Raw genomic sequence first — 18,530 nt, forward strand, 5'->3', positions numbered from 1 at the left:
GCCGACGTATTTTACGCCTCGTCGTTCAAATACTGGGGCGCTAGCTGCTCGATATGGGCAATCTCGTCTTGTAGCTCCAGTAATTCCGGCTCGACGGTGTCGATATCTGCGCCCGCTTTGAGCTGCGTTTCCAGCTCATGACACAGCGCTTTGAGTTGCGGAACGCCGCTATATGCACAGCTGCCATGCAACTTATGAATCGCTTGCCATAAATCCTCGGTAGAGCAGGTGCCGGCCAATGCTTGCTCCACGATGGCTTTGACGCCAGCAAATGAGGCAATCAGCATCTCTAGCATTTCTTTGGCGAGATCTTCTTTACCCGCGGCTTGGCTTAACGCTCGTTGCCAATCGAGATGGCGCGCACTTTGATCGGTGCAAACCGCTTTCGAGGCGGGTTCCACATCATTCACTGTCACGGCGGAAAGCTCGTCAAAGCGTAGCCAGCGCGAGAGAGTGCTTTCTAACATGGCCTCTTCAATCGGTTTGGTGAGATAGTCATCMATGCCCGCTTCCAATAAGCGCTCTCGCTCGCCCGGCATCGCATGAGCGGTGACAGCCACAATGGGCGTTTGCTGGTTCATACCCGCTTTACGAATTTCCTGACAGGCCGTGACCCCATCCATTTCTGGCATTTGGATATCCATCAAGATGATGTCGAAGGCTTGCTGGTGGGCAAGTGCTAAGGCTTTAACCCCATTTTCGGCGGTCACCACTTTCTCGACCCGTTCGGCCAGCAAAGCGGTGATCAGCTTTAAGTTGGCGGGGTTATCATCCACGGTCATCACTGTGTACGGCGCTTTTTGATGGCTGCTGGGTTTGGGCAGTGGCAGCGGCGTAGGCTCGGGCGAACCCAGTAATGTCTCAAGGAGCTTGCGTTGTGGGATCGGTTTCGCAATGCAGGCGCTGACGCCGGCTTTTAATAAGTGTTCGGAGGCTTCCAGCTCTGTGGTCGGTAGACACACAATCACGCTGTTTGCTCGTTGCTCACAGGCGAGCACGGCTTGTTTCATGCTTTCGATTTCTGGCATTTTTCCGGCGTCAAAACATAACAGCGCAAAGGTGTATGCGTGATCGCTGAGCATCTCGACATCGGCGACGGTATCGATGTTTAACCCCACTTGCCCTAATCGATGACGGAGGATCTCCCGTGTACGAGGGTTGGGTTCAACAATTACCAGATCACGGCCAACCAACGGCTCGATATCAATTGGCTGCGAGACGGGTAAATCAGTCTGAGTGAGTTTCAACGTAAACCAGAATGAAGAGCCTTGGTGTAGGCGACTGGTAAAGCCGATGTCCCCGCCCATCTGTTGCACCAATTTTTGGGTGATCACCAACCCAAGGCCTGTCCCGCCATAACGGCGTGAGATACTGGCATCGGCCTGACGGAAGGCTTGGAAAAGCTGGGCTTGCTGGCGCTCTGAGATGCCAATGCCGGTATCTTTGACCATAAACTGTAGCTCCATGGTTTCATCATGTAGCTGTTTTAAATCGACACTGACATCAATGTTGCCACGCTCTGTGAATTTGGCGGCATTACCAATCAAGTTGATCAGCACTTGCTGAATACGTAACGGGTCACCAACCGCGCCAGCAGGGATACGGGCATCGGCACGTAAGGTTAGCTCCAACCCTTTTTCATGCGCCATGGGTGCGAGCAGACGCATGACTTCATCCAGCATATCTTGGAAGTCAAAAGGAATGTTTTCCAGCAGCAGTTTCCCAGCTTCGMGTTTGGAGAAGTCGAGAATGTCGTTGATGATGGTCAACAGGTTATTGGCGGACTTTTCTATGGTCAGTAAGTAATCGCGTTGGCTACTGCTCAACTCTGTTTTCAACATCTGCCGGGTAAAGCCAATCACCCCGTTCAAAGGCGTTCTCAACTCGTGAGACATATTCGCTAAGAACTCAGATTTCACCCGAGCGGCTTCTTGAGCATTCTTTTTAGCGATGTCTAATTCAACGTTTTGGATCTCGAGCTGCTCGAGGGTTTCGCGCAAGTCACAGGTAGCCTGATCAATGCTTTGCTGCATTTCCAAATGGTACTCGGAAAGCGAAATAGCCATGGCGTTGATGCCATTTTTGAGGGTATCGAGCTCACCCAGCAGCTCACCTTCAATACGAACATCCAAGTGCCCGCGACGGATCCTATCGACTAAGCTCACCATATTCGCAATGGGATGGGTGACATCTGAGATCAATCGGTATGCAAAGAAGCATGAGAGGATCACGCCGAGTGCGACCATCACCAATGCGGTGATCATCTCTTGATATTGCTTGAGCCGCACCGAGCTTAGATCCAGCTCCATCGCGATATAGCCTAAGGGACGCTCGACGTTTAACCCAGGCGTAAAACGGCCAATTTCCAGAATAGGCGCCCGTAAAATTAGGGTCTCTTGCTGTTGGCTTACCTGTAACTGTGTCGGGATAGGTTGGCCATTATTGACCGATAGCATCGCCAAATCACGGTGATAGTTGGAGGTAACAAACAATTCGTTGTGGCGATCGAACACCGCAATACTGCGTACAAACTGGGAGTGCTGGCGGTGCGCAAAGCCAATTAAGCGTCGCACATTTTCGCGGCTATCGTTTTTTAATCCAACCTCACTGGCAATCGCCAAAGGCTCGATAATGGCAGACCCTGTGATGGTAAGTTGTTGTTCCAAGTCCTGATAACGCGTGCTGGTAAAGAACGCACTCAGCAGGAGGCCAACAATCAAGGTAGGCGCAATGGTCAACACGGAGACACGGGTGCGGAGTCCATATTTGGTCATGCTGGATAAACTATGGGAAAATAATGGCTGTAATTAGCTGCCAGTGTACATGATTCAATAACTAAATAGTCAGCGAACTATCACAACTCCCACTGGCAGGACCTCTTTGACTCGCTTGCGACGACAAGCACTTTGACACTGGAATCCACCATGGCGCGCTTTTTTAAGCCTCAGAAGAAAAAAAACGTTGAACAAAAGCATCAGCTGCTCGCGATTCAACGCCTCGACCACCACGGTGATGGGGTCGGCTATTGGCAGAAAAAACCTATCTTTGTTCCGGGCACCTTGCCCGGTGAACAGGTACTGGTGCAGCTCACCGAGCAAAAGCGTCAGTATGCGCGGGCCAAACTGATTAAACTCGACCAGCGCGCGGAAACTCGCATTGAGCCGGCTTGCCCTTTGTATCAACAATGTGGCGGCTGTAGTTTGCAGCATTTAAGCCACTCAGGCCAAGTGGCACACAAGCGCGCAGTGCTGACAGAATTGATTGAAAAATTTGCCGGAGACGAGACGGTCGAGCTGTCGGATGGCGCCATCGATAGCCCTTGGCAGTATCGTCGTCGTGCGCGCATCAGCTTAAAAGTCGACAATAAAGGGGCGCTGACCATGGGGTTTCGAGCTCGTCAAAGCAATGCCATTGTCGATGTGGACCACTGTCCTGTCCTTAGTGAACCCTTAAATCAGCTGCTTGCCAGTTTACGGCCTTGTTTAGATGGGCTGCGAGGACGCCGAATCCTCGGCCATGTTGATTTGATTGAGGCAGACAATGGCTGTATTGCGTCGTTGCGCACCACCAAGGCGTTACATGCAGAAGATAGGCAAGCGCTTCAAGCATGGGCAGAGCTGACAGGCTGCATGTTGTATTGGCAGCAAGCTGACGGGCCGCTTGAACGAGTGGTGGGCGAGCCTCCGTATTACGAGAGCCAACAAACCCGCCTCTATTTTCAGCCTGGCGACTTTATCCAAGTCAACGCGGCGGTGAACCAACAGATGGTCGCCCAAGCACTAAACTGGCTAGAGCTTGCGTCAACCGATGTGGTGTTGGATCTGTTTTGTGGTCTTGGCAACTTCAGCATCCCCATGGCAAAACAGGCGAAAACCGTGATTGGGGTAGAAGGGGTTGAGGCGATGGTTTCGCAAGCTCAGGATAATGCGAAGGCCAACCAAGTAAGCAATGCGCAGTTTTACCAAGCAGATCTCAATGGTGAGACGCTGAATGGGGACTGGACACAGCACGCATTTGATAAAATCCTGCTCGATCCCGCTCGAGCAGGGGCTGCCGGAGTGATGGACTTTGTGGCACAATCTAGCGCTACACACATTGTTTACGTGTCCTGCAACCCAGCAACGCTGGCGCGGGATAGTCGCGTGTTGTTGGCACAGGGTTACCAACTAACTCGCTTGAGTATGCTTGATATGTTTCCGCAAACAGGGCATTTGGAATCCATGGCACTGTTTCGACGCTAGGCGTCGTCAATGATGTGTTCGATCTAAAGCCACGCGGTTAAACATGGATATGCCTCTTTCGCTGAGGCGAAAGATAAGGATAGGAACAGTTATGGTTGCGGTACGAGAAGCCCATCTGCATGAAGATGAAGCCTTTGATCTTCAAACTTGGATTGCGCGGTTAGGACAAGACGCCTCAACCGCTCAAGCACTGCTGGATGGGTACAATTATTGTCGTACGTTAGGGGATGAAACGGCGCTGAGCCAACCGCTGTGGCGTGGCCGAGAGATGATTGAAATCTTGGTGACCCTGAGTATGGACGCCGACACGCTCCTCGCCGCGCTCTTCTTCCCGGTGGTGGAAGCCAAATTGCTGGCGCTCGATACCTTGGAAGAGCGCTATTCGCCCGCGATTGTCAAACTGATTGAGGGCGTGCAGCAAACTGCCGCCATCCGTCATTTGAATACCCAAACCGATGCCGAAGCAACCTCAGCACAGGTGGATAATGTTCGCCGCATGTTACTGTCTATGGTCGAAGATTTCCGTTGCGTGGTGATCAAGCTGGCTGAGCGTATTTGCTATCTGCGTGAAGTTAAAGATGCACCGGAAGAGGTGCGTTTGCAGGCGGCGAAAGAGAGTGCCAACATCTATGCACCCTTGGCCAACCGTCTCGGTATCGGTCAGTTAAAATGGGAAATCGAAGACTACGCCTTCCGCTACCAGCATGCGCAGACCTATAAACAAATCGCGAAGCAACTGGCTGAACGGCGTATCGATCGCGAAAACTACATTACCGCGTTTGTCACTGATCTGCAGCAGGCGATGGAAGCCTCACACATCAACGCGCAAGTCTATGGCCGTCCCAAGCATATCTACAGTATTTGGCGCAAAATGCAGAAAAAAAATCTGCAGTTTGATGAGCTGTTTGATGTACGTGCGGTGCGCATTATCGCCGAAGAACTACAAGACTGTTACGCCGCATTGGGCGCGGTGCACACCAAATATCGTCACTTGCCGAAAGAGTTCGATGATTACGTCGCCAACCCCAAACCCAACGGTTATCAGTCGATTCATACCGTCGTATTGGGGCCGGAAGGCAAACCGGTCGAAATTCAAATTCGCACCCGTCAAATGCATGATGATGCGGAGCTCGGGGTGGCGGCGCACTGGAAGTACAAAGAAGGCTCGGCCAGTGGACGCAGTGGCTATGATGAGAAAATTACCTGGCTGCGAAAACTCTTGGCGTGGCAAGAAGAGATGTCCGACTCAGGCGAAATGCTGGATGAGTTGCGCAGCCAAGTCTTTGATGATCGCGTGTATGCCTTTACGCCGCGTGGCGATGTGGTCGACCTGCCAAGCGGTGCGACGCCGCTCGACTTTGCCTACCACATTCACTCCGAAGTTGGCCATCGTTGCATTGGTGCCAAGGTAGAAGGACGCATTGTGCCTTTCACCTATCACTTGCAAATGGGGGATCAGGTTGAAATTATCACCCAAAAAGAGCCTAACCCCTCACGTGACTGGCTGAACCCAAGCTTAGGCTTTGTGAATTCGAGCCGAGCGCGGGCAAAAATCAATGCTTGGTTCCGCAAACAAGACAGAGATAAAAACATTGCCGCGGGTAAAGAAATTCTCGATACCGAACTACAAAAAATTGGCGGTGCCAGTAAAGATGCGAGTTTGGCGCTCAAGCGCTTCAATGTGAATTCACTGGAAGAGCTGTATGCGGGGGTCGGAAGTGGCGATCTGCGCATCAATCAGGTGGTTAATCACATTAACAGCCTGATCAACAAGCCAAGCTTGGAAGAAGAAGAGCAACAGTTGCTGGAAAAACTTCAGCAAAGTGAACAAAAAACCGTAGGTGGAAAAACCCATCGTGATGCGGTGGTGGTTGAAGGGGTTGATAACCTGATGACCCACCTCGCGCGTTGCTGTCAGCCGCTACCGGGTGATGACATTATGGGCTTTGTGACCCAAGGACGTGGTATTTCAGTACACCGTGCGGATTGTGAGCAACTCAACGAACTTCGTCACCATGCGCCGGAGCGAATCATCGCCACCGTTTGGGGAAAAGGGCATGTCGGGCAATACCATGTGCGCATTCGCTTATCCGCCAATGAACGTACCGGGTTAGTCAAAGACATTAATACCGTGCTCAGTAATGAAAAAGTCCGCGTTGCGGGCATGCAAAGCCGCGTCGATTACAAAAAGCAGATGTCTATCATGGACTTTGATTTAGAGATTTCCGATCTCGACACGCTTAGCCGAATTGTGAATCGGTTGGAGCAAGTCAAGGATGTGGTAGAGGCCAAACGACTCAGATAAACATCACGCCCTGTTATCGACAGGGCGTTTTTTTAAGGATAACGAAGTATGGCGTCGATTGACGATTTACTGACTATCATGGCGACCTTGCGCGACCCACAAAAAGGGTGCGATTGGGACAAAGCCCAAACCTTTGCCTCTATCGTGCCTCACACGCTCGAAGAAGCCTACGAAGTGGCCGATGCCATTGAGCGTGAACACTGGTCGGACCTAAAAGATGAATTAGGCGATTTACTCTTTCAAATAGTGTTCTACAGTCAATTGGGACGCGAGCAAAATCGCTTTGATTTTGATGCCGTCGTGGGGGCGATTTGTGACAAGCTCACCCGTCGTCACCCGCATGTCTTTGGGTCTAAAGACAGCCAAGGTGAACCGCTGCACGGCCCTGACTGGGAAGGGATTAAAGCGCAGGAGCGTGCCGACAAGGCGGCGTCAGAACAACCCACTAGCGTATTAGACGGCGTTACGTTAGGCCTTCCCGCACTGGTGCGTGCGCACAAACTGCAAAAGCGTTGTGCGCGAGTGGGGTTTGATTGGGATGCGGTAGCGCCGGTGCTCGATAAAGTGCGCGAAGAAATTGCCGAGGTTGAGCAAGAACTGGCAATCACGCCGGTAGACCCCGCGCGGGTGGAAGAAGAAATCGGCGATTTATTATTTTCGGTGGTGAATCTGGCACGCCACGTAGGCACGGATGCGGAATCCGCGTTGCGTAACGCGAATCAAAAATTCGAACGACGTTTCCGTCAAGTTGAAACTCAATTACGCAATGATGAAAAAAATATTCAAGAATGTCAGTTAGATGAACTGGAATCGGCGTGGCAACAGGTCAAAAAGCAGGAAAAAAGCAACACGCTGTAAGTTTCATCATTGATTTGCGACAAATAAAAACAGTATGGTGTGTGATAGTTTTCACGTTGTGGGAGTGAGTGGGGTCTGGTATCATGACTTCCCGTCCAGATTTCCATTAATTTCCTCTAAATCCAACTCTCAGGTTTAGCATGACGACGAATTACATTTTTGTTACGGGCGGTGTTGTATCCTCCCTCGGTAAGGGTATTGCTGCAGCCTCATTGGCAGCCATTCTTGAAGCGCGTGGCCTCAACGTCACCATCATGAAACTCGACCCTTATATCAACGTGGATCCAGGGACAATGAGCCCTACCCAGCACGGGGAAGTATTCGTCACGGAAGACGGCGCCGAGACCGACCTTGACCTCGGTCACTACGAGCGCTTTATCCGCACCAAAATGACCAAGCGTAATAACTTTACCTCTGGTCGCGTATACGCGGATGTTCTGCGCAAAGAGCGCCGCGGAGATTACCTGGGAGCCACCATTCAGGTGATTCCACACATCACTAACTCGATCAAAGACCGTATCATCGCCGGTGGTGAAGGTCACGACGTGGTGATCGTGGAAATTGGCGGCACTGTCGGTGATATTGAATCACTGCCATTCCTTGAAGCGATTCGCCAACTGACCGTGGAAGTCGGTCGTGAGCGTGCGATGTTTATGCATCTTACCTTGGTGCCATACTTGGCAGCGGCGGGTGAAGTGAAAACCAAGCCTACCCAGCACTCGGTAAAAGAGCTTCTATCAATTGGTATCCAGCCGGATGTCCTTGTTTGCCGTAGTGAGCGTCCAATTCCAGCCAATGAGCGTGCAAAAATTGCACTGTTCTGTAACGTACCAGAGAAAGCGGTTATCACCATGAAGGATGTGGATTCAATCTACAAAATTCCTTCATTGATTCGCTCTCAAGGGCTGGACGACTTGGTTTGTCAGCGCTTTGGTATCCAAGCGCCAGAAGCCGACCTGTCTGAATGGGAACAAGTCATTTACGAAGAAGCCAATCCAATGGGCGAAGTCACCATTGGTATGGTGGGTAAGTACATCGAACTGCCTGACGCGTATAAATCTGTCAACGAAGCGCTGAAGCATGGCGGATTGAAAAATCGTCTGACTGTCAACATCAAGTATGTTGACTCACAAGATCTCGAAACCCGCGGCACTGAGCTGCTCGATGGTTTAGATGCGATTTTGGTTCCGGGTGGTTTTGGCGATCGCGGCGTCGAAGGCAAAATCCTTGCCGCACAATATGCGCGTGAAAACAAAGTGCCTTATCTTGGCATTTGTTTAGGCATGCAAGTGGCGTTAATTGAGTACGCCCGTAATGTTGCTGGGATGGAAGGAGCTAACTCCACCGAATTCAGCAAAGACAGCAAATACCCAGTGGTGGGACTGATCACCGAGTGGGTCGATGAAGAAGGTAACGTGGAAGAGCGTAGCGAATCCTCTGATTTGGGCGGCACCATGCGTCTAGGCGCACAGCTTTGCCACCTGTCTGAAGGGTCTAAAGCGCATCAGCTATATGGCAACACTCAAATCCACGAGCGCCATCGTCATCGCTATGAAGTGAATAACTTGCTGCGTCCACAATTGGAAAAAACCGGTCTACTTGTATCGGGCTTGTCGGCAGACAAGAAGCTGGTAGAAATCATCGAAAACCCAGCACATCCATGGTTTGTGGCCTGTCAGTTCCACCCAGAGTTCACCTCGACTCCTCGCGACGGCCACCCGCTATTCGCTGGGTTCGTTGCGGCTGCAGGTAAAAAGCAGCGCGGTGAGCTATAACACAAATGTGAAGCGGTAGTCCTGACGGGCGGCCGCTTTTTATTTTTTGAATACAATGACAGACGAGAGGAATCACAATGTCTAAGATCGTTAAAGTTCTAGGTCGTGAAATTATCGATTCACGCGGTAACCCAACTGTAGAAGCAGAAGTACACTTGGAAGGTGGCTTTGTTGGTATGGCGGCAGCGCCATCAGGTGCGTCTACCGGTTCTCGTGAAGCACTAGAGCTGCGTGACGGTGACAAGTCACGTTTCATGGGTAAAGGCGTACTGAAAGCGATTGAAGCGGTTAACGGCCCAATCGCAGAAGCACTGCTAGGTAAAGACGCGAAAGCCCAAGCTGACATCGATCAGGTGATGATCGACCTTGACGGCACTGAGAACAAATCTAAGTTCGGTGCTAACGCGATCCTAGCGGTTTCTCTGGCTAACGCAAAAGCAGCTGCGGCAGCGAAAGGCATGCCTTTGTTTGAGCACATCGCTGAACTAAACGGCACTGCGGGTCAGTTCTCAATGCCTCTACCAATGATGAACATCCTCAACGGTGGTGAGCACGCGGACAACAACGTTGATATCCAAGAGTTCATGATCCAACCTGTTGGTGCGAAAACCCTGAAAGAAGCACTGCGCATTGGTGCGGAAGTATTCCACAACCTAGCCAAAGTTCTGAAGGCCAAAGGCCTAAGCACTGCGGTTGGTGACGAAGGTGGTTTCGCGCCTAACCTAGAGTCAAACGCTGCTGCGCTTGCTGCGATCAAAGAAGCGGTTGAGAAAGCAGGCTACGAGCTAGGTAAAGACATCACCCTAGCGATGGACTGTGCTGCGTCTGAGTTCTATGACAAAGAGCAAGGCATCTACAACATGAAGGGTGAAGGTAAAACCTTTACTTCAGAAGAGTTTAACCACTACCTGGCGAAACTGGCTGAAGAGTACCCAATCGTGTCTATCGAAGACGGCCTAGACGAGTCAGATTGGGATGGCTTTAAGCACCAAACTGAACTGCTGGGTGACAAACTTCAGCTAGTCGGTGATGACCTGTTCGTAACCAACACCAAGATCCTGAAAGAAGGCATCGAGAAAGGTGTGGCGAACTCTATCCTGATCAAATTCAACCAAATCGGTTCTCTGACCGAAACCTTGGCTGCGATCAAGATGGCGAAAGACGCCGGCTACACTGCCGTAATCTCTCACCGTTCAGGTGAAACTGAAGACGCAACCATCGCTGACTTGGCGGTTGGTACTGCAGCAGGCCAAATCAAAACTGGTTCTATGAGCCGTTCTGACCGTGTTGCCAAGTACAACCAGCTGATCCGTATCGAAGAAGCGCTGGGTGAAAAAGCACCGTTTAACGGTCTGAAAGAAGTTAAAGGTCAATAATAAAAGTCGCAGCCGATTGGCTGTGATGGAAAGGCACCTTGCCTTTCACTGTTGACCCCAAAAGCCGCCTTTATGGCGGCTTTTTTGTATTCAAGGGCGTGTAAATCGATAAGAGGTGCGTTTGAGCGCATCTTAACGCGCCGGATAAACAGAAAACCATGACACCGGCGGCCTGATCCGCTAGCCTATGCGGTTAGCATAATTGGCGTTGCTGATCCACTGAACACCTAAGGAGTGAAACCATGAGACTGCTATCTGTTGCGCTATTTATCACTCTGGCGTGGCTGCAATATGAATTGTGGCTGGGCAAGAATGGCGTTATGGATTATTGGCACACTCAGGCAAACGTCGTGGTGCAACAACAAGCGAACCAAAAGCTGGTGAAGCGTAACCAACAAATGTATGCCGAAATCGCGGATCTCAAACGTGGACAAGAAGCGATTGAAGAGCGCGCCCGTAATGAGTTGGGCATGATTAAACCTGACGAAACCTTTTTTCGTTTAGTCGACGCAACGCGATAACCCATCATCCGCACGCTCGCGGACTAATCAAAGAGAAAACGCGTGGTAGAAAAAGCCTCTTTGCAACCAGGAATTACAGCGGTGGTGCCCGCCGCTGGGGTAGGCAGTCGCATGCAGGCTGACTGTCCAAAGCAGTATATACACCTTGCAGGTAAGCCTTTAATCACCCACACCGTTGAACGCTTGCTAAGCCATGCTGCAATTGACCGCGTGATTATCGCGATCGGTGAGAACGATGGCTATTTCGCTGAGACCGGACTGGGCGACCATCCGGATATTACCGTCGTCACAGGCGGAGCGACGCGCGCGCAATCGGTACAAGCAGGGCTTGAGGYGGTACAGACCCGTTGGGTGATGGTGCATGATGCAGCACGCCCCTGCGTCACTCACAATGATATCGATGCGTTGATTCACGCTGCCCAAAGCCATTCTGACGGCGCAATCTTAGCTGCTCCGGTTCGCGATACCATGAAGCGGGCACAGCCGGATGGCTGTATTGCACAGACTGTCGACAGACAGGCACTGTGGCATGCCTTGACGCCTCAAATGTTTCCCACCCTGCACTTAAAAGCGGCATTGGCAAGCGCAGGTGATCAGGTAACCGATGACGCGTCGGCGATTGAGGCGGCGGGCGGCCATCCGCTATTAGTTCCTGCCAGTGCCAGCAATATTAAAGTGACGCATCCTGAAGATAGGGTGCTGGCGGAGTTTTACTTATCGCAACAAGAAGGCAAATCATGATGCGAATTGGACATGGGTTTGATGTACACARATTTGGTGGTGATGGCCCGGTGATCATTGGTGGTGTCGCTGTGCCTTATGAGCAAGGGTTGCTTGCGCACTCGGACGGTGATGTGGCACTGCACGCCCTGTGTGATGCATTGTTGGGCGCGATTGCGGCCGGTGACATTGGCCAGCACTTCCCAGATACCAGTGATGAGTGGAAAGGCGCGGACAGCCGTATGTTGCTGCGCGACGTTTACCGCAAAGTACAAGACAAAGGCTATCGATTGGGCAATGCAGATATCACTATCATCGCCCAAGCGCCTAAGATGGGCCCGCATATTCCCGCCATGTGTGCGGCGATTGCTGATGATCTAAAAGCCCCCATCGATGCCATTAATGTAAAAGCAACCACCTCAGAGCGACTCGGTTTTACCGGTCGTAAAGAGGGCATTGCTTGTGAAGCCGTTGTGCTATTAACAAAAGAGACGCTATGACAGACGTACTTGCTCCCTTGGCTTATATGCATGGCCAGCCGACTCAATCCGGCCAAATCAAACACTCGCCAGACGACTTTTACGTCTCGGAAACCCTCGGTTTTACCCCGTCGGGAGTCGGTGAACATTTCCTAGTGCGAATCAAAAAGCGTGGAGAGAATACGCGCTATGTGGCCAATGAGCTGGCTAAAGCATGCGGTGTGCCATCACGACAAGTAAGTTGGGCGGGCCTGAAAGATAGGCATGCGGTGACCGAGCAGTGGTTCAGCGTACAATTACCGGGCAAAGCCGATCCTGATTTGAACGAGTTTGTCGCCACGCATCCCGGCGTACTGAGCATTGAAGCGACCGCTCGCCACCATCAAAAACTGCGGCCGGGTGATCTTATCGGGAATGATTTTGTGCTGCAGATCCGCGCTCTAGCCAAYCCGAGTGCGTTGGTGCCGCGCTTAGAGGCGATTGCAACCCAAGGCGTCCCAAATTACTTTGGTGAGCAGCGTTTCGGCCGTGAAGGGAACAACCTTGACGTAGCTCGAGCATGGGGACGCGGTGAGCGCAAGGTAAAAGATAAAAGTAAGCGCAGTTTTTACCTCTCTGCGGCGCGTTCATTGCTGTTTAATCACGTGGTTTCAGCACGTCTCGAGGCAGGCTGTTTTAGCCAAACACTGGCGGGTGATCTGTGCGTTGACGATGCCGACCAACTGGTCGCCTGCAACCAAGCCGGCGTTGAAGGGATGCGTATTACCGCCCCTCTGACCGGTGACAACGCACTGCCTACCACAGACAGTGCGCAGCAGTTTGAGCAGGCGATTCTCGATAAAGAGCCGGACCTGCTGGCCGTGATCCGCAATAACCGCATGCGCCATGACCGTCGAGAGATCTGCTTGCTACCGCAAAACATGACGTGGGAGCTAGATACAGACAGCGTGTGTGTGCGTTTTTCTCTGCCTGCCGGTGCTTTCGCCACCACAGTGATGCGTGAGCTGATTAGCCAACAAGAACAAGGAGAGCAGGATGCGCATACTGATCAGTAATGATGATGGCTACCACGCGCAAGGGATCCAAACGCTCACTCATGCATTGAGTGAGATAGCCGAGGTGGTGGTCGCTGCACCGGATCGAAATTGTTCGGGCGCGTCGAATTCATTAACGCTTGAAAATCCGCTGCGGGTTCGTGAACTAGGTCCCGGGCGTTTTGCGGTGCAAGGTACGCCCACTGACTCGGTACATTTAGCTCTGAATCAATTGGTTCCGTGGCAACCTGACTTCGTGATCACCGGAATTAACCACGGTGCAAACTTGGGCGATGATGTGCTTTACTCTGGCACCGTTGCCGCGGCCACGGAAGGGTTCTTTCTCGGCGCCCCTGCGATCGCGGTTTCATTATGTGGTCATCAGCATTTTGATACCGCCGCCCATGTGATTAAGCAGTTTTTGGCTAAAAACCAACGCCATGCCGCGCCCAGTCACCGTCTGATTAATATCAATGTGCCGGATGTGGCGATTGATGCGTTAAAAGGATGGAAAGTGACTCGTCTTGGTGCCCGTCATCATGCCGAAGACGTGATAAAACAGGGCGATCCGCGTGGGAAACCCATATACTGGATCGGTGCGCCCGGAAAAACGCAAGATGCTGGGCCGGGCACGGATTTTCACGCCATAGCGGAGCAATACGTTTCTATTACGCCGCTTCAAGTGGATCTTACCGCTCACGACACGCTCGGAGCGTTTTCTCAGTGGTTAGCGGAATAACTGCTGAAAACAGGCTGGCCAACTTAACGCGCCAGCCTATTTCGTTCGATTAATACTCAGTGATAAAGGAAGCAGACGTTGAGTCAAGCGCAATCACTTATTCAATTTTTGCAGCAACAAGGTATTGATAACCAAAGCGTTCTAGATGCAATGCAAGCCGTGCCTCGGCACCTGTTTGTTTCTGAAGCCATGACTCACCAAGCATACGGAAACAATGCGTTACCGATTGGGTGGGGACAAACTATTTCACAACCTTATATTGTGGCTAAGATGACATCATTGCTCAATTTGCGACGCGACAGTCGCATTTTGGAAATAGGAACTGGCTCTGGCTATCAAACGGCGATTCTTGCTCAGCTGGTGGATCAGGTTTATTCCGTTGAACGGATTAAGCAGCTGCAAATGCTCGCCAAGCGACGCCTCAAGCAGCTCGATATTTATAATGTGGCCACCAAGCACGGCGATGGTTGGCAAGGCTGGCCGGCGAAAGGCCCTTATGATGGGATTATTGTCACCGCGGCGGCAGAGCGTATTCCAGATGCATTATGCCAACAGCTGACAGAAGGCGGCGTGATGTTAATCCCCGTTGGAGAGCACCAGCAAACGCTTATCAAGGTGACAAGGCAGGGTGAAGAGTTTCTGACCGAAACGATTGAATCGGTGCGTTTTGTGCCTCTCGTTGCCGGTGAACTGGCCTAACTACGCTATCTATGGAGTAGAAACTAAAAACAGATGAAAATCGCGTTTTTTCTTTTATCAGTAGTCATACTTTCTGGGTGTGCTTGGCATGGCCCGGCGCCCGTATCTAGTGTGACGCCTGACTACTCCAGTGTCGATAGAGGCAGCTACCGCGGTAGCTACTACGAAGTGAAGAAAGGCGATACGCTCTACTATATCGCCTACATCACCGATCGTGATATTGACGACATCATCAAGCATAACAACCTCCAACCGCCATACACTATTTATCCGGGTCAAACCTTAGCGTTGTGGAAGCCTGCTTATCAGCGCCCGGACGTGGCAAAGTCCACCTCCGGGGCAACGAATGTGGCCTCTGCCACAAGTTCAGCTGCAAAAGCTGCGGCGGTAGCAGTATCTTCTAGTAAAAACACCGAAAATGGTAAATTCGGTCAAGAAAAGAAGGCAAAAACGGCGGTTTCGCAACAAAAAGCAGTTGAAGCCCAATCTGCCACAGGGTACAGTCAAACTAAACAAAAAAGTAAACAAGCTGTTAACAACACGCGGGCGGCGAGCGTATCCAACCAACAGATAAGCTGGCAGTGGCCAACCAACGGCCGAATGGTATCGCGATTTTCTAGCACTGAGCGAGGCAATAAAGGCATAGATATTGCTGGACAACGAGGACAAAGCATTCAGGCAGCGGCAGATGGAAAGGTCGTGTACGCCGGAAGCGCGCTTCGAGGTTACGGCAAATTAATAATAGTGAAACACAATGATGATTACCTGAGTGCGTATGCACATAATGACAGGTTTTTGGTTTCAGAAGGCCAGTCTGTCAAAAAGGGGCAGAAAATAGCTTCAATGGGCAGTACAGGTACAAACAGTGTTCGGTTGCATTTTGAGATTCGCTACAAAGGAAAATCGGTCAATCCGTTGCATTATTTGCCTAAACGATAGCGCTACAAAAGCGTGATATCGTCAAGCCACCAGTGTGACGGGGCCGGTGAAAGCAGAGATGCGCTCTGCTTAGCTGCTACGCCATAAGGGAGGCGCTATGAGCCAAACTAACACCGCGAAAAAACTGGACGGCTTGGATCAAGACGTGGATTTCGAGACCTTGGATGCGCAAGTTGAAGAGGTTGCCGAAGAGGTTGAAGAGGCTGTACAACAGCACGCTGCGACATCCAAAGCCCTAGATGCCACACAACTCTACTTGAGTGAAATTGGTTTTTCACCCCTGCTGACCGCCGAGGAAGAAGTGTTGTATGCGCGTCGTGCCCTACGTGGTGACGAAGTGGCGCGTAAACGCATGATCGAGAGTAACCTCCGCTTGGTGGTGAAAATTTCTCGACGCTACTCTAACCGAGGTCTCGCGCTATTGGATCTGGTCGAAGAAGGCAATTTAGGCCTGATTCGCGCCGTTGAAAAGTTCGATCCAGAACGAGGCTTCCGATTCTCTACCTACGCCACATGGTGGATTCGCCAGACCATTGAGCGTGCCATCATGAACCAAACGCGCACTATTCGCTTGCCGATTCATGTGGTGAAAGAGCTGAATGTCTACCTGCGTACGGCGCGTGAACTGGCACAAAAACTGGACCATGAACCGACTGCCGAAGACATTGCCGCCCAACTCGATAAACCGGTTGAAGACGTCAATCGCATGCTGCGTTTGAACGAACGCATTGGCTCGGTGGATAACCCAATTGGTGGTGACTCAGAAAAAGCGCTGCTGGATATCATCGCCGATGAAAAACAAGATGGCCCAGAGCACACCACGCAAGACGACGATATGAAAAAGTCGATCGTGCAATGGTTACAAGAGCTGAATCCCAAACAACGTGAAGTGTTGGCGCGTCGCTTTGGCCTTCTTGGCCACGAAGCCTCCACGCTTGAAGATGTGGGGCGTGAAATCGGTCTAACCCGTGAGCGCGTGCGTCAAATTCAAGTTGAAGGATTGCGTCGCCTACGCGATATGTTGACCCAGCAAGGACTGAGTATTGAGTCTTTGTTTAATGTCGAGCAATAACGGCACTAATCGCTATAAACAAAAAGGACGGCCAAGGTGCCGTCCTTTTTTAATACGTTATTGGATGATTAGCGAGACTGTTGGAGGGCTTTGAGTGCATAGAGTGCATCAAGCGCTTGACGAGGCGTCATCTCATCGGGATTGAGCGCGTCAACAGCCTGATCGAGCTCACTGGGCTCAGGGAGCAAAGGAAGCTGCGTCGGCATGACCTGATTATTAGGAGCGTCGCCAGTAACTTTTTGTTGACCACTTTGTTCTAACTGAGCCAACTTATGCTTGGCTCGGCGGATCACCGGTTTAGGTACGCCAGCTAATCCTGCCACCGCTAGCCCGTAAGATTTACTCGCCGCGCCTTCTTGTACAGCGTGCATAAAGGCAATCTCATCACCATGCTCCACCGCGTCCAGGTGGACATTCACCAAGCCGTCCATTTGCCCCGGTAGTTCGGTGAGCTCAAAATAATGAGTGGCAAACAGCGTCATAGCTTGAATCTTCTCGGCCAGCCATTCAGCACTGGCCCATGCCAGTGATAAGCCATCATAGGTACTGGTGCCACGGCCGATTTCATCCATCAAGACTAAACTGTGTGCGGTTGCATTGTGCAAAATATTGGCCGTTTCCGTCATTTCTACCATAAAGGTGGAGCGTCCTGAGGCGAGATCATCAGACGCACCAATGCGGGTGAAAATGCGATCGACCGGTCCAATGACGGCACTGTCGGCAGGCACATACGCACCAATATGGGCCAACAAAGCAATCAGCGCGGTTTGGCGCATGTAGGTCGACTTACCCCCCATGTTAGGGCCGGTAATGATCAGCATACGCCGTTCAGGGCTCAGTGAGATCGGGTTAGGAATGAAGGGGTCTGTCATCACTTGTTCGACGACTGGATGGCGACCTGCTTCAATCTCCACACCAGCTTGGTCACTGAGTTGAGGGCGGTGGTAATTAAGCGTATCAGCGCGCTCGGCGAGATTACACAGCACATCGAGGGCGGATAACGCTTCAGCCGCACCCTGCAATTGAGCAAGGTGAGGAAGCAATAAATCAAACAGCTCTTCCCACAACCGTTTTTCCAGCGCCAAAGCCGTAGACTTGGAGCTTAGCACCTTGTCTTCATGCTCTTTGAGCTCGGCAATGATATAGCGCTCGGCGTTTTTAAGCGTCTGACGGCGAATGTAATGCGCAGGGACGCGATCGCTTTGTGCGCGGCTAATCTGGATATAAAAGCCATGCACTTGGTTGTAGCCGACCTTTAATGTATCAATGCCGTACTTTTCACGCTCGCGCTGTTCTAGCTCTTCAAGGTAGCGCGATGCGCCGTCAGATAGCTCACGCCATTCATCGAGTTCAGCGTGATAGCCGGGGGCGATGACCCCACCATCACGAATTACCACCGGCGGGTTATCGACAATGGCACGCGTCAGTAAATCTGTAAGCTCAGGCATAGGCTGAGTTGCTTTGGCATAGTGTGCAAACGCAGGGTGATTCAATTCACTGAGCTGCGACTGAATCGCCGGCAGTTGTGCAAGCGCAGTGCGTAGACGGGCCATATCGCGCGGACGAGCAGAGCGCATCGCCAAGCGTGCCAATACGCGTTCGATATCGCCAACGGGTTTGAGCTCGGCGGCGAGGTCGCCATAAAGACCCTTATCAAGCAATGTCTCTATCGCATCCAATCGTTGATTGAGTACCCTTCGGTCCCGGAGCGGTTGGTGTAGCCAACGCTTAAGCAAGCGGCTTCCCATCGGGGTGGTGGTACGATCCAGCAC

At 51.6% G+C, this 18,530-nt stretch carries 15 protein-coding genes; 13 read left to right on the forward strand and 2 right to left on the reverse strand.

The window, feature by feature from the left end:
- Positions 1–11: 11 nt before the first annotated feature.
- Entirely contained in the window at positions 12–2,774 is a 2,763-nt protein-coding gene (barA, locus tag BZG83_RS07265; RefSeq protein WP_077479929.1) for a two-component sensor histidine kinase BarA, read from the reverse strand.
- 150 nt (positions 2,775–2,924) lie between these two features.
- Here barA and rlmD point away from each other — a divergent pair, with 150 nt between their 5' ends.
- The 13 genes from rlmD to rpoS all read left to right on the forward strand — a co-directional run bounded on the left by rlmD (position 2,925) and on the right by rpoS (position 16,758).
- On the forward strand, positions 2,925–4,241 hold the full coding sequence (gene rlmD / locus BZG83_RS07270; RefSeq protein ID WP_077479930.1) for a 23S rRNA (uracil(1939)-C(5))-methyltransferase RlmD: 1,317 nt from the start codon (positions 2,925–2,927) through the stop codon (positions 4,239–4,241).
- Positions 4,242–4,332: 91 nt separating this feature from the next.
- Positions 4,333–6,546, forward strand: a complete 2,214-nt coding sequence (relA, locus tag BZG83_RS07275) for a GTP diphosphokinase (protein WP_069591315.1) — start codon at positions 4,333–4,335, stop codon at positions 6,544–6,546.
- A 48-nt stretch (positions 6,547–6,594) separates the two neighbouring features.
- On the forward strand, positions 6,595–7,404 hold the full coding sequence (gene mazG, locus BZG83_RS07280) for a nucleoside triphosphate pyrophosphohydrolase (protein WP_077479931.1): 810 nt from the start codon (positions 6,595–6,597) through the stop codon (positions 7,402–7,404).
- A 140-nt stretch (positions 7,405–7,544) separates the two neighbouring features.
- A complete protein-coding gene (locus tag BZG83_RS07285) occupies positions 7,545–9,179 on the forward strand; it encodes a CTP synthase (protein ID WP_069591319.1) in 1,635 nt (544 codons plus the stop codon).
- Positions 9,180–9,256: 77 nt separating this feature from the next.
- Entirely contained in the window at positions 9,257–10,555 is a 1,299-nt protein-coding gene (gene eno, locus BZG83_RS07290) for a phosphopyruvate hydratase (RefSeq protein ID WP_077455265.1), read from the forward strand.
- A gap of 242 nt (positions 10,556–10,797) precedes the next feature.
- Complete coding sequence (ftsB, locus tag BZG83_RS07295) at positions 10,798–11,076, forward strand: cell division protein FtsB (RefSeq protein WP_069591125.1); 279 nt, start codon at positions 10,798–10,800, stop codon at positions 11,074–11,076.
- Positions 11,077–11,118: 42 nt separating this feature from the next.
- Positions 11,119–11,817, forward strand: a complete 699-nt coding sequence (gene ispD, locus BZG83_RS07300; protein ID WP_077479932.1) for a 2-C-methyl-D-erythritol 4-phosphate cytidylyltransferase — start codon at positions 11,119–11,121, stop codon at positions 11,815–11,817.
- Positions 11,817–12,296 (forward strand): 2-C-methyl-D-erythritol 2,4-cyclodiphosphate synthase, encoded by a 480-nt coding sequence (ispF, locus tag BZG83_RS07305; RefSeq protein ID WP_108744051.1) that lies wholly within the window; start codon positions 11,817–11,819, stop codon positions 12,294–12,296. Before ispD ends, ispF begins: the two co-directional genes overlap by 1 nt.
- Positions 12,293–13,330, forward strand: a complete 1,038-nt coding sequence (gene truD / locus BZG83_RS07310) for a tRNA pseudouridine(13) synthase TruD (RefSeq protein ID WP_077479934.1) — start codon at positions 12,293–12,295, stop codon at positions 13,328–13,330. The genes ispF and truD overlap by 4 nt, the downstream gene beginning before the upstream one ends.
- Positions 13,311–14,048, forward strand: coding sequence for a 5'/3'-nucleotidase SurE (surE, locus tag BZG83_RS07315; RefSeq protein ID WP_077479935.1), 738 nt, complete (start codon positions 13,311–13,313; stop codon positions 14,046–14,048). The genes truD and surE overlap by 20 nt, the downstream gene beginning before the upstream one ends.
- Before the next feature lie 78 nt (positions 14,049–14,126).
- On the forward strand, positions 14,127–14,747 hold the full coding sequence (locus BZG83_RS07320) for a protein-L-isoaspartate(D-aspartate) O-methyltransferase (protein ID WP_077479936.1): 621 nt from the start codon (positions 14,127–14,129) through the stop codon (positions 14,745–14,747).
- 33 nt (positions 14,748–14,780) lie between these two features.
- Positions 14,781–15,686 carry a murein hydrolase activator NlpD gene (gene nlpD / locus BZG83_RS07325; protein ID WP_077479937.1) on the forward strand — a complete coding sequence of 302 codons (906 nt, stop codon included), beginning with the start codon at positions 14,781–14,783 and terminating at the stop codon, positions 15,684–15,686.
- Between the two features lie 97 nt (positions 15,687–15,783).
- Positions 15,784–16,758 (forward strand): RNA polymerase sigma factor RpoS, encoded by a 975-nt coding sequence (gene rpoS / locus BZG83_RS07330; RefSeq protein WP_069591112.1) that lies wholly within the window; start codon positions 15,784–15,786, stop codon positions 16,756–16,758.
- A 68-nt stretch (positions 16,759–16,826) separates the two neighbouring features.
- On the opposite strand, the gene mutS is transcribed toward rpoS, so the two are convergent.
- On the reverse strand, positions 16,827–18,530 hold a 1,704-nt coding region (gene mutS / locus BZG83_RS07335), incomplete at its 5' end, for a DNA mismatch repair protein MutS (protein WP_077479938.1).

Source organism: Salinivibrio sp. PR919 (genome assembly GCF_001995355.1).
In the GTDB taxonomy this organism is placed as follows: Bacteria; Pseudomonadota; Gammaproteobacteria; order Enterobacterales; family Vibrionaceae; genus Salinivibrio; species Salinivibrio proteolyticus.